Source organism: Streptomyces sp. NBC_00386 (assembly GCF_036063235.1).
In the GTDB taxonomy this organism is placed as follows: Bacteria; Actinomycetota; Actinomycetes; order Streptomycetales; family Streptomycetaceae; genus Streptomyces.
The window spans coordinates 2,446,152-2,458,754 of record NZ_CP107950.1; the positions used below are offsets into that span (position 1 = coordinate 2,446,152).

Annotated in this window: 9 protein-coding genes; 8 read left to right on the forward strand and 1 reads right to left on the reverse strand. The window is 70.1% G+C overall.

Annotated features, from left to right (window positions below; translation table 11 throughout):
- Positions 1-26: 26 nt before the first annotated feature.
- From OG780_RS10620 to OG780_RS10655, 8 genes are all read left to right on the forward strand, one after another.
- Positions 27-422 (forward strand): DUF6507 family protein, encoded by a 396-nt coding sequence (locus OG780_RS10620; protein ID WP_328446977.1) that lies wholly within the window; start codon positions 27-29, stop codon positions 420-422.
- Positions 419-2,932 (forward strand): hypothetical protein, encoded by a 2,514-nt coding sequence (locus OG780_RS10625; RefSeq protein WP_328446979.1) that lies wholly within the window; start codon positions 419-421, stop codon positions 2,930-2,932. Before OG780_RS10620 ends, OG780_RS10625 begins: the two co-directional genes overlap by 4 nt.
- A complete protein-coding gene (locus OG780_RS10630; protein WP_328446981.1) occupies positions 2,929-3,792 on the forward strand; it encodes an immunity 49 family protein in 864 nt (287 codons plus the stop codon). The genes OG780_RS10625 and OG780_RS10630 overlap by 4 nt, the downstream gene beginning before the upstream one ends.
- Before the next feature lie 40 nt (positions 3,793-3,832).
- Positions 3,833-4,111, forward strand: a complete 279-nt coding sequence (locus OG780_RS10635) for a hypothetical protein (protein WP_326784939.1) — start codon at positions 3,833-3,835, stop codon at positions 4,109-4,111.
- A 69-nt stretch (positions 4,112-4,180) separates the two neighbouring features.
- Positions 4,181-5,512, forward strand: a complete 1,332-nt coding sequence (eccD, locus tag OG780_RS10640) for a type VII secretion integral membrane protein EccD (protein WP_328446984.1) — start codon at positions 4,181-4,183, stop codon at positions 5,510-5,512.
- A gap of 10 nt (positions 5,513-5,522) precedes the next feature.
- Positions 5,523-6,686, forward strand: coding sequence for a hypothetical protein (locus tag OG780_RS10645; protein ID WP_328446986.1), 1,164 nt, complete (start codon positions 5,523-5,525; stop codon positions 6,684-6,686).
- 43 nt (positions 6,687-6,729) lie between these two features.
- On the forward strand, positions 6,730-10,725 hold the full coding sequence (gene eccCa / locus OG780_RS10650; RefSeq protein ID WP_328446988.1) for a type VII secretion protein EccCa: 3,996 nt from the start codon (positions 6,730-6,732) through the stop codon (positions 10,723-10,725).
- On the forward strand, positions 10,722-12,143 hold the full coding sequence (locus OG780_RS10655) for a DUF6177 family protein (protein ID WP_328446990.1): 1,422 nt from the start codon (positions 10,722-10,724) through the stop codon (positions 12,141-12,143). The genes eccCa and OG780_RS10655 overlap by 4 nt, the downstream gene beginning before the upstream one ends.
- Positions 12,144-12,189: 46 nt before the next feature.
- On the opposite strand, the gene msrB is transcribed toward OG780_RS10655, so the two are convergent.
- Positions 12,190-12,597, reverse strand: a complete 408-nt coding sequence (gene msrB, locus OG780_RS10660) for a peptide-methionine (R)-S-oxide reductase MsrB (protein ID WP_328446992.1) — start codon at positions 12,595-12,597, stop codon at positions 12,190-12,192.
- Between the last annotated feature and the right edge of the window lie 6 nt (positions 12,598-12,603).

Here is a 12,603-nt window from a genome sequence, read left to right on the forward strand (position 1 = left end):
CAGGAACGTTTCCACGGGGGTTTGGCATGTCGGGGTGGGACATCTCGTCGTCCGGCGTCGAGTTCGTGACCTCGCTGGTCGCGGACGCGATGGACGACGTGACCAAGGACGTCAAGGCGTACGGGACGGATGTGGAGAGCGCGGCCACCTCCGCCGGCACCGTCAGCGGACCGTACTGCGGAGCCGTTCCCACCGGTGCGATCGGCGCGGCGTTGGCCGTCTTCGTCGAGAAGACCGCGGGTGACGTCCTGTTCCTCGGCGCGCGGGCGGCGAAGTCGGTGAACGGGGCACGAGAGGCGACCGCGTACTACCTGGCCGGAGATCTTGAAATGGCCGGCCAGGCCGAGCACAAGGCGCTGGGCGCACCGAGGATCGATCTGCCGGGCCAGGACGGCAAGGGCAAGGACGGCGGCGACAAGTGATCGAGCCCTCGGCCATACCCCAGTTCACCGGCGACTTCGATCAGTTGGACAAGGACACGTCCGGTCTGCGCAGCGACGCCATCGGGATCCGCAACGGTGGCATGGACGTGCACTCCCGCTTCCAGATGCTGGAGGCCTTCTACACCGCGCCGGAGGCCGACGACCTGTTCGCCACCACACGGCCGGTGATGGACAAGGCCGACACCTTCGCCGCCCAGTTGGAGACGGTCGCGGACGCGCTGGACACGTACTCCGTCGAGGCCCGGCCGATCGCCGAGAAGCTCGCTCGGCTCAAGACGGACGCCTTCGCGTTCGTCGAGAGTGTCGAAGGCGACGACGACTGGACGTACGACGGGGACAAGATCCACCGTCACCAGGAGCTCATGGACGGTGTCGCCGCGGCCGAGAGCGCCTTCCGGGAGGCCGAGCGCCGGGCCGCCGGCAAGATCTCGGCCCTTGTCGGCGGCCCGGAGTTCGTGGTCGACGACGGCCACCACACCGTCGACAAGAAGACAGTGATGTACGGCTACGACCTGGACGTCCTCAAACACGCCGAGAAGACGCCCTGGGGCACTCCGGAAAGCGAGTCCCACCACGCGTGGGAGGTGGGCTACTGGGCCAAGAGCTTCGTCTGGGACGGGCTCGTCGTCGACAACATCTGGGGCGGCATCAAGGGACTCGGCACCCTGGTCGGCTGGAACGGCTCGGACGCGGCCGGGGACGCCTGGGGGCATCTGGGGGACGTCGTCAGCGGGATCGGCCAGTACACGGCCACCCCCTACGACGCGCTCATGGACTGGGCGATCGGCCCGGACAAGGAGAGCGCCACCGAGGTCCGGCAGAAAAAGGCCGCCAAGGACTTCGCCAAGTCTCTGGTCGCCTGGGACATGTGGAGCGAGAACCCGGCCCGTGCCGCGGCGACGGTCGTCTTCAACGGTCTCACCCTCGGCTCCGGCCCCCTGGCCGTCGCGTCCAAGGGCGGCGAGGCCGGCGCGGTCGCCAAGAGCGCCGGCGTGGCCGCCAAGGTCGGCCAGTACATCGACCCGGTCGTCATCGGCCTCAAAGCGACGGGCAAGGCGGTCGGCGCACTGCCCAAGCTCTCCGACCTCACCGCCGGAATCCGCGGCGGCATCGGCGCCTCGGCGGACGCCCAGCGGGTCCACAGTGTCATCGAACTCGGTGACGGCTCCAAAGTCGTGATCGAGGACGGCAGGTTCATCCCCGTCGACAGGCACGGCGACGTCATCGGGGACACACCACGCCGGGAAGCGTCCACGGACGCGCGGTCCACGCCGGAGGAGTCGCCCGCGCAGCCGCGGGAGCCCGCCACGGTCGGCGCATCCTCACACACGCCCGGGACCACGGCTCACGCGGGGGAAGCGTCCGGCGGCCGCGGAGCCACGCATCCCGTCGGTCCCCGGACCTCCGGGTCCGGCACCGGGCCGACCGGCAGCGGCCATGCCGGCACGGGAGCGGGTGCTCACGGAGGCGACGGCCTGGACGACCTGGGGCGGAGCGGCGACGACGCCATGGGCGACGGAACGGACGGTGTGAGCGGGCCGGACAGGGACACCCCCGGTCAGCACACGGACGTCGAACGCCCCGGCTTCATGCGTGAGGGACCCAATCCCTACGGGCCTCGCGGATCACTCTCACTGGAGCAGATCGAGAAGATCCAGGTCTACCGCGCCAACCACGAGCCCGGTTATCGGGATCAGTACTATCGCAAGGACGGCACCCGCAGGCTCCTGGAGCGTTACGACGAGAGCGGCTACACCCCACCGCAACTCACTCGGCCCTCCGAGAATGTGCCCTGGACGCGCGCCAAGGACGCGCCGGCGCCGCCCGCGCCGCACTTCCTCGACGACGACTTCATCTCCGTGAGGGCCGACTCCGTCACGTCCAAGGCCAGGCGCCATGCTCTGGAAATGGCCGCGCGTACGCGCCATCTCGCCATCAAGTGGGACAACCTCGTCTCGGACTGGAAGGCGGATACGGGCAAGGCTCACGAACTCCACGGCACGATCGATACGGCTGCGCAGTGGGGCGAGGCCCGAGGCGCGTACAAGGAATCCCACACCCTGATGGGAGAAAAGGCTGAGGACTTCGGTGAGGCGGCGGCCAGATATCACTACATGGCCGAGAGCCACCCGGGCTTCACTGATGAGCCCCTCCTCGGCCCGAAGAGTGGGAACGACCAGTTCGACCAGGTCTGGACGCATGAGGACGGCCGCGTGGTCGTCATCGAGGCCAAGAGCAGCCCCACCACCGAACTGGGCAGACGTACCCTTCCGAACGGTCGCCAGGTATCCCAGGGAAGCAGGGAATACTTCTACGACATCATCGATGCCATGGAGAAACGCGGCGAGTTCGATCTGGCGGAAACCCTCGACAAGGCGCTCAGCGAGGGGAAGCTAGAATACGTGGTCGTCAAGGGCGAGAAGAACGCGGGTACATACACCGGATACAAGTATCGCCGTTTCGACATCAGCAAGGGGACCCTTCCGTGACCGTACGAATCGACCGGCACGGACTGCCGTCAGGACCCGAGGCCGAGCAGTACGCGGAACGGCTCAGCCGTCACCTCGGCGGGAAGATCGATCGGCTCGAGGAGTCCGCGTCCACGATCGACGGAACGTTCAACACGTCGGTCCTGAACCTGCGAGCCCGCTGTGTCATCGACCCGCGGGCAGCGGCGGTGGAGACATGGGAGGCTGCGGTCGCGGCGATGCAGCTGGGTTCTGCGCTGTTTGTCGTGACCGGCGTGAGCGACGGCACCGTCGAGTGCCGCATCGACCGCAAGATGCGCAGCTTGCGTGCTGTCGGCCCCCTCTCCACCGCTGATGCGGGCACCTGGCTGCAGGCGTTCTGGCTGGCTGTCATCTGCCGCGAACAGGACCGTATGACGCAGCTCTGCGAGATTCCGCTGGAGCGCCTGCGCGCACCGGAGGGGCAGTACGACGAGTACGTCTACCACTGGGTCGACACACTGCAGACGTACTGGCTGCGGCGACCGGGACTGGTGGAGAAGCTCACCGCCGCGTTCGAGGCGTCGGATCCCGCGGTGGCGCGGATCGCTCCCCGGGATCTGCTGCAGGGAATCCTCTATCCGCCGATCAACCTCTTCTACCACTTCGTCCGCAGGGACGAGGAGGGCTTCGGCCCCGCTCTCGCCGAGGCACTCAAACTGCACCGCGCCTACTGGACCTTGAACGAGGAACGGTCGGCAGACATCGACGGCAGCATCGCCCTGGGGCCGCTGGCCCTTGCGTGCCTGGCCCGCGACGGGGGCATTCCCATCGAGGTCGAGTCCGACTATCTGCCCAAACACCTCCTCCAGCACGGATGGCTCGGCGAGTTCCCCACTTGAGAACCGTCCCCCTGAGAACCGGAACGGACAACGCATACCTGTGACAGCCCAGGACTACGACAGCCAATTGCTGGAGTCGGTGTCGGTTCGGCGTCGGCGGCTGAGGGATGCCGTCCTGTTCGGAACGCAGCGGCAACGGCGTTCGGTGGACGAGCGGTTGGGCAAGGCGTTCGCCGGGATCGTTGTCGCGGCGGTGCTGTGCGCCGGATGCGTGGGCTGGTCGTTCGTTTCGCACCGGGTCATCGGGAAAAGCCCGTACGGCACCTCTGTGCCCTCTTCCTCGCCTTCCGAGGCGCATTCGCCGTCTTCCACCCGATAACTCGATGATAGGTTCGAACGCGTGATATCTGCGGGGTCCCTGAGCCGTACGACGCCGAGCCGGACCGCTTTGAGCCGAGTCACCCTGGTCGGCGAACGCAGGCGGGTCGATCTCGTCCTCCCCTCCAGGGAACCGGTCGGGCTGCTCCTGCCCGACGTGATGCGACTGCTGGACGACCGGCCGTCGGCTCGCCCCGAGTCACGGCATCTGGTCACCCCCGACGGTTCCGCGCTGGCGCACGACAGCACGCTGGAATCGGCCGGGATTCCGGACGGGGCCATCCTGCGGCTCGTGCGCCTGGAGGACGCCCCTGCGGCACCCGTGGTGCACGACGTCACCGACGAGGCCGCCGACGATCCGCAGGTTCGGGCATGGCGGTGGAGCCCCGCGGCCCGACGCCTCGTCGCCGGAGTCGCGGCGGTCGGCTGGGCCACGGTGGCCGGCGCCCTGGCCCGACGGGAGTTCGCGCCGTTGGCCGTGGGCGGCACTCTGGTGGCCGTCGCCGTGGTGTGCTCACTCGCGGGGAGCCTTCTCGGCCGGGCCGCGCAACGGGGCCTGGCCACCACGCTCCTCGTCGCCGGGGGAACCCTCGGCGCGCTCGGGACATGGACCCTGGCCGACGCCCATGCCTGGTCCGGCTCGGTACGCCTGGCAGGCATGGCCTTCGCCCTCGTGGTGGCGCTGCTCCTACTGGGCTGGTTCGCACCGCTGGGCCGCGCCGGCCTCGTCGGTGCCGTCGCGGTGTTCGGCTGCGCCGTCTGCTGGCAGGCGGCGCTCGCGGTCCAGTCGGGCGCGGGTACAGCGGTGGAGCAGGCCCGTGCGGGCGCGCTGCTGAGCGTCGTCTCGGTCGTCGCCCTCGGCGTGCTGCCGCGACTCGCGCTCACGGCATCCGGTCTGTCCGGGCTGGACGACCGGCGCTCGAGCGGTATGTCCGTCAGCCGCCTGCAGGTTCGCACCGCCCTGACCGCGACTCATCGCGGTCTGGCTCTCGCCACGATCGTCCTGGCCGCCTCAGCCATGACCGCGGGGGTTCTCGTACTGCGGGCGCCTTCGGCATGGACCGTGTTGCTCGCCGTGGTGGCCGCGGCCGTTCTGGCGCTGCGGGCACGTGCCTTCCCGCTCGTCACCGAGGTCGTGGCACTGCTCGGAGCCGGTGCGGTGGTCACCGTTCGGCTCCTCAATGTCTGGCAGGAACACCGCGGTGCCGCGGGACCGATGGCCTCGCTCATCACTTTGGCTCTCGTGCCGCTGCTGGTGCTGACCGTGCAGCCTGCCGAGCATGTGCGGGTGCGGTTGCGGCGCTTCGGCGATGTGCTCGAGTCGGTGGGAGTCATCGCCCTGTTTCCGCTCCTCATCGGGGCGTTCGGTGTGTACGGGCGTCTGCTCGACACCTTCGCGTAGGGGTGGCTTCATGGCTCAGCGAGAGGACTGGCAGCAGGACGTACTACGGCAGTTGGGACAGTACGACGGCTCGGACGAAGCGGCGGGTCCCGCCCCCGAGCCGACCGGGCCCACGGCACGGCCTCGACCGACGCACTCGGCGCCGACGCCCCCCGAGGCCGCACGATCCACCGCCTCACCGGGTTCCGCCCAGGTCTCCGCGCCGTCGTCGGACCCCGCCGTTCGGACGCCCCGTGATCCCCGTCTTCCGCTGCACGCCCCGGAGTCCGTACCGACCGTCGACCCTCGCCTGGCACACGCCCTGGGCCGGCCCCAGCACGGCGATTCCGTGACCCGCCGGACCGGACGCGCACTCCGTGGTCTCGCCGCGTCAGCTTCCCGGGATGTCGCCGAAGAGACCCGTCTCGCACAGGAGTTGCAGCAGCCGGTCACCACCGGCCGAGTCATCGCCGTGACATCCATCCGGGGCGGGGTCGGCAAGTCGACCGTCTCCGCCCTGCTGGGCCGCACCTTCAACCACTACCGACACGACCCCGTCCTCACCCTGGAGGCCGACACCGCACTGGGCACCCTCCCCGTACGGATGGGCGCCGCATCGGTGCGCTGGACGTGCGCCGACATCGCTCGGATCCTCACCCCCGCGATGCAACTCACCGACGTCACGGGCTACTTGGTGCCTGTAGCCGATGGCGGATGGCTGCTCCCCGCAAGCCAGGGCCGCGTCGGCGCGCCGATGGACGTCCGCACATACCGCACGGTCACACTGGCCCTGCGGCGCTACTTCGCGGTGACGGTGGTGGACTGCGAGACGCTGCCGGGTGATGTGGCTCGTACGGCGATGGACACCGCCCATGCCCGGGTGGTGGTCGCCCCGATGACCGCGGAGGGCGTCAACGGCACCCGGCAGGTCCTGGACTGGCTGGCCCAGCTGCCGCACTCCGCCCTGGCCGGAACCGTCGTGGCACTGTCCGCGAACTCCCCCGACACCACTCTCGACGAGAAGACGGCCGCCACGCACCTGCGAGAGACGGGTGTATCCGTCGTACGGCTCCCCTACGACCGGCATCTGGCGCAGGGAGGCCCCATCCACACCTCCGTGCTGGGCCGGGCCACCCGGGACGCCGCCGTCCGCCTCGCGGCAGAGGCGATGCACCGCGCGGTGAGAGTGCGATGAGCAGACATCAGGCTTCAGGACCTGTTCGAGAAAGGGCCCGTCCGTGACCCAGCACCTCGTCCACCGGCCCGCGCGCTCCACCCGCCCCCTCACCCCGTCCCAGCCGCGGACCATCGAACCGCCGCCCAACCTGCCCGAGGGAAAGATCGGCAACGCGGCGACCGCATTGCTGCCGATGGCCGGCGTCATCAGCTCGGTCGTGATGATGACCGTCATCCGCAACAGCCAGTTCGCCGCGCTCGGGGCGATCCTCCTGGTCTTCGCCCTGGTCGGCGCGGCAGCGCTGTTCCTGTCCCAGAGAGGCAAGGCACAGCGCACCCGACGCACCCAGCGCGAGCGGTATCTCGAATACCTGGAGGAACTGCGCGACGAGCTCGGCTCCCTCGAGCTGGAGCAGCGTGGGCGGGCGCGGTTGCTCAACCCGCCGCACGAGGCCTTGTACGACCTCGTGCGCGATCCGGCCCGGTTGTGGGAGCGGCGCCGCCAGGACACCGACTTCCTGCAGGTACGGGTCGGAACGGGGAACGTGCCGGTACAGGAACTGGTGGTCGGGCAGAACAGCGCGGGCGGGGTCCTGGCTCCTCCGGACCCCTTCATGCTCAACGAGGCCCGCGCCCTGCGGGAGAGGTTCGCCGCGGCGACGGACTTCCCGCTCACCGTGCCTTTGGACCGGGCGGGAAACGTCAGCATCGTGGGGGACCGCCAAGGGGTGCTGCGGGTCGCCCACGCCCTGCTGATCCACACCGCGGTCGCACATGCGCCGGACGACGTGGCCCTCGCGCTCGCCGTACCTGCCGAGAGGCTGGCCGAGTGGGAGTGGGCCAAGTGGCTCCCCCACGTCCTGGATCCGTCCGAGCACGACGGTCCGGTCGCCGCCCGCCGGATCTCGCCGGATCTGGCCCAACTGGCCACGCTGTGCCGTCACGATCTGCGTCAGCGTGCCTCCTACGCGGCGGAGGTACGACGCGGGCTGTCGGACCGTGGCGCGCTGCGGATGACAGACCGGCTGCTGGTCGTCAGCGACGTGTACGGCGAGGCGGCAGCCGAACTGCACCGTCCTGACACGGCGGTTGAACTGTCGGACATGGGCGTGACCGTGCTGCACCTGCTGGAGCAGCGCGTGCACGAGCCGGATCAGGTGACGGTCCGCGTCACCGTCGACGACGGTCGGATCACCGTGGAGGACCTGCGCGACACGTCGCCGGCGGCACAGGGCTCATCGGACGCCATCAGCGTTGCGAGCGCGGCAGGGCTGGCCCGCATGCTGGCCCCGCTCAGGTTGTCGGCGGAGTCCGCGGCCGAGGGCACCCCCGTCTCCGGGCCCGTGGACTTCCCCGGCCTGCTGGGCATCGACGACCCCGCGGCGCTCGACATCGAGCGTCTGTGGGCACCGCGGAGCGAGCGAGCGTTCCTGCGTGTGCCCGTCGGCCTGACGGACCGCCATGATCCGGTGCTGCTGGACCTGAAGGAGTCCTCCGAGCTCGGCATGGGCCCACATGGTCTGTGCGTGGGCGCGACCGGCTCCGGCAAGAGCGAGTTGTTGCGCACCCTCGTCCTCGCGCTCACCGCGACCCACTCCCCCGAGGACCTGGCGCTCGTCCTGGTCGATTACAAGGGCGGCGCCACCTTCGCCCCCTTCACCGGCCTCCCGCACGTGGCCGGGGTGATCACGAACCTGGAGAACCAGGCCGGGCTCGTCGAACGTGTCCACAGCAGCCTCGCCGGCGAGGTCAAGCGCCGCCAGCAGGTACTCAAGGACGCCGGCGACATCGCCGACATCGGTCACTACGCCGTTCTGCGTGCCACCCGGCGCCCGGACCTCGAAGCACTGCCGCACCTGTTCGTCGTCATCGACGAGTTCGGCGAACTGATCACCGCCAAGCCGGACTTCATCGATCTGTTCCTGTCGATCGGCCGCATCGGCCGCTCGATCGGCGTCCATCTGCTGCTGTCCAGCCAGCGCATCGAAGGCGGCAAGCTCAAGGGGCTGGACACGTATCTGTCGTACCGCCTGGGCCTGCGTACCTTCTCCGCCGACGAGTCGCGCACCGTGCTCGACACCACGGACGCCTTCAACCTGCCGCCACTGCCGGGCTTCGGCTATCTGAAGGTCGACACCTCCACCTACGAACGCTTCAAGGCGGGGTACGTCTCCGGCGCTTACCGCAGCCCGAACCCGCACAACGAGAAGGACGACGAGCCGCTCGCGTCGCCGTATCCGACATACAACACGCTCGGCGCATCCCCTGCGGACGCAGCGGAGGAACACGCAGCCACCAGACGAGAGACCGGACCGACGGTGATGTCGGTCATGGTCGGCCAACTCGCCACCGCCGCCCCGCCGGTGCGCCGGATCTGGCTGCCGCCGTTGCCGGACGCCGTCACCCTCGCCACCGCCGTCGGCCCCCTCGAAGCCGGTCCGGAGGGCCTCCGGTTCGCGCACCGCAACGGCGCGATGCGCATTCCGCTGGGTATTCTGGACGACCCGGCCAAGCAGTGGCAACGGCCCTGGCTGCTGGACCTGACCGTCGCCGGCGGCCACACGGCCGTCATCGGCGGCCCGCAGTCCGGCAAGACCACCCTGCTGCGTACCCTCGCCCTCTCACTTGCCCTCACCCACACCCCGTACGACGTCGCCGTCTACGGCCTCGACCTGGTCGGCGGCGGCCTGTCCGCTCTCGCTGGCCTGCCACAGGTCGGCGGCATCGCGGGGCGCGCCGACCACGAGCGAGCCGCGCGTACCGTCGCCGAGGTACGCGCCATGCTCGCCGAGCGCGAGGAGCTCTTCCGCGCGTACGGTATCGACTCCGTCGACCATCTGCGCCACCTGCGCGCCCAGGGCAGGCTGCCGCAGCTCGGCTCGACCGACGTCGTGCTGCTGATCGACGGATTCGGCACGCTGCGCGACGAGTTCACCCATCTCGATGACGCCGTCGCCGACCTCCTCAAGCGCGGCGGCGGCTACGGCATCCACGTCGTCGCCGGAATGCTGCGCTGGAACGACGTCCGCATCGCCACCCAGTCGATGTTCGGCACGCGCGTCGAACTGCGGCTCAACGACCCGGCCGACTCGTCCATCGACCGCAAGCTGTCAGCGACGCTCGCACCCGATGTGCCGGGCCGAGTGCTGACCGACGGGAAACTGTTCGCGCAGGTCGCGCTGCCCCGCATCGACGACCGCCCCCGCACGGACGACCTCGCGGCCACCCTGGAGCGGACCGCCCGCACGATCCGTGCGGGCTGGCACGGCGACGTCGCCGCCCCCGTCCGGGTGCTTCCGGCGCGGCTTCCCGCGGCGAAACTCCCCTCACCGGCCACCGCGCCAGGGACGATTCCCATCGGCGTGGACCAGGACGCGCTCGCCCCGGTCCTCCTGGACCTGTTCGGGAGCGATCAGCACCTGCTGGTCCTGGGCGACAGCGAGTGCGGCAAGACCAACCTGCTGAAGCTGATCGTCCGGCAACTCGTGGCCCGGTACGGCGACGAGGAGCTGGTATTCGGTGTCTTCGACCCGCGCCGCAGCCTGCGCGGCGTCGTTCCGGAGCCGTACCGCGGCGGTTACGCCCACAACGCGAAGCTCGCCGCCGCCCTGGCCACGGGCATCGCGACCGAGCTGGAGAAGCGTCTGCCGGAGACCGCCGACCCCGACGCGATCGGTGCGGAGCCCTCGTTCACCGGACCGCGGATCGTGATCCTGATCGACGACTACGACGTCCTCACCACCGCCGGTCTGCAACCCCTCGCACCCTTCCTGCCGTACATCTCCTCCGCCCAGGACATCGGCCTCCACTTCGTCATGGCCCGCCGCACCGCCGGATCCTCCCGCGCCCTGCACGAACCGCTGCTGACCACCCTGCGCGAGACCGGCACCACCGCCCTCGTCATGACCGGTGACCGCTCCGAGGGCCAGCTCTTCCCCGGCCTGTACGCCTCCGCCCAGCCGCCCGGCCGCGGCACCCTCGTCCGCCGCGGCCACCACCGGCTCATCCAGACCGCCGTCACGGACGAAGCCGACGAAGATCCGGGATCCGCTCCATGACCAAGGACGTCATCGCCCTCACCCCGAAGATGCCGGACCTGCGCACCCTCCTCGCAGGTCTCTACGCCGGAGGCCCAGACCTCGGTGTGAGCACCCTGGCCGACAGCGCCGTCATCCAGCTCCACGCGCCCGACGGGCGCCCCCTCGTCTCCGTCGAGGCCCCCGTACTCATCCAGGTCCCCGGTGAAACCGCCCGTCTCCTCGGCGCCGGCCCCGGTCTCCCCGACAGCCCGGTGTGGTGGACCGAGGCCCGCGCCTCCACCACCGTCGCGGAAGGCGGCCTGCTGGCGGGCTCCTTCGCCGGACGTCTCGCCACCGTCCTGAACGGCTCGGTCTGGCCTCCGGAAGCCGCCTCGACCGACGTCGTCCCGCTCACCACGGACATCTCCGCCGTCCCCGTCCCCGCCACGGCGGCTCCGGCAGTGGACGTCCTCACCGACAACGCTGCCGTGGTCATCCAGGACCGCCCCTTCGTCACCATGACCAGCTGGCTCTCCGACGCCCTGCGCGGCGCGACGGCCGACGACCGCGCCCTGCAGATCGTCACCCCGTGCACCACCCGCCTGACCCAGCCCACCCGCATCGCGCTGACCGGCCATCCCAACCGCTGGGTCGTCCAAGACGCCGACCACGGCTTCTACGACGGCCTGTCCGGCGCCGTACTCCACTGGAAGGGCGGCATCTTCACCCCCGTTCTCGGGGAGAACGGCACGGCCTCCGTCGCGGAAGCCTTCACGACCACCGCCGGCACCGGCGAACGCCAGCTCGTCCTCTCCCTGCGTACCCGGCACCCCGCCGACGAGGATCTCGTCCTCGGCCGGGCGCTGGAAGCCGCTTGGCGCGCTCTCACCGGTGCCCCACCTGCCGGATGGAGCACCGCCGAACCCGTCAGCCTTCCCTGGTCGACGCGCCGGCTGACCGACCTCGCGCGCGATCGCGCACCCCGACCGACCTGGCTCATCGCCGTCGGCCATCCGGACCGCCCGGCCATCGCGACCGTCCGCGTCACCCGCACCCCCGCCGGCGTCGAGGAGGACATCATCCTCACTCTCGGCTACGGCGAGGACGAGACCCCGCCCCTGGACAGGATCGGACTTCTCGCCGAGACTCTCTGCGCCGAGCACGCCCTGGCCAGCATGCTGACGTCACTTCGCGCCGCCCGTCGCGATCTGACCGTTCCCCCACACTTCGAAGCCCCGCCCGTACCCCACACATTCACGCTGGGCCCCGGCGAGCTCAGGGCGGTCGGCCTCGCCCACGCCCTCAGCCCGCCCCTCGGCCCCACCCCTGTCCAGCTCGGCCCCGCCGCCGAACCCGCCCTGCACTACCCGATCGGCGACGGAACCTCGCCCGGGGCCTGGACCACCCTTCAGCACCTCACGGCCCACATCAGAGCCGCTCCGGGAACGGCACACTGACAGGTCCGGGCGACCTGGACCGTCGCCCCTCAGGGCCCTGGGAGGGTCAGCCCTCGTCCGGCGTCAGCCGCAGCGAGATGCTGTTGATGCAGTACCGCTGGTCCGTCGGCGTCGCATACCCCTCACCATCGAACACATGGCCGAGGTGCGACCCGCAGCGGGCGCACCGCACCTCCGTCCGCACCATTCCGTGCGAACGGTCCTGGATCAGCTCGACGGCGTCCGAGTCCTTCGGGTCGTAGAAGGACGGCCAGCCGCAGTGCGACTCGAACTTCTCCGTGGAGGTGAAGAGTTCGGCGCCGCAGGCGCGACAGGAGTAGACGCCCTTCTTCTTGGTGTCGGTGTACTCACCGGTGAAGGCGGGCTCGGTGCCCGCCTTGCGCAGCACCGTGTACTCGGCCGGGGTCAGCTCCGCGCGCCACTGCTCGTCCGGCTTTTCGATGTCGTACGACATGAAGCT

Excerpts from the sequence above, each read along its gene's own strand:
- OG780_RS10655 (WP_328446990.1), top strand. The coding sequence starts at position 10,722 with ATGACCAAGGACGTCATCGCCCTCACCCCGAAGATGCCGGACCTGCGC.
- OG780_RS10620 (WP_328446977.1), top strand. The coding sequence starts at position 27 with ATGTCGGGGTGGGACATCTCGTCGTCCGGCGTCGAGTTCGTGACCTCG.
- msrB (WP_328446992.1), bottom strand. The coding sequence starts at position 12,597 with ATGTCGTACGACATCGAAAAGCCGGACGAGCAGTGGCGCGCGGAGCTG.
- OG780_RS10645 (WP_328446986.1), top strand. The coding sequence starts at position 5,523 with ATGGCTCAGCGAGAGGACTGGCAGCAGGACGTACTACGGCAGTTGGGA.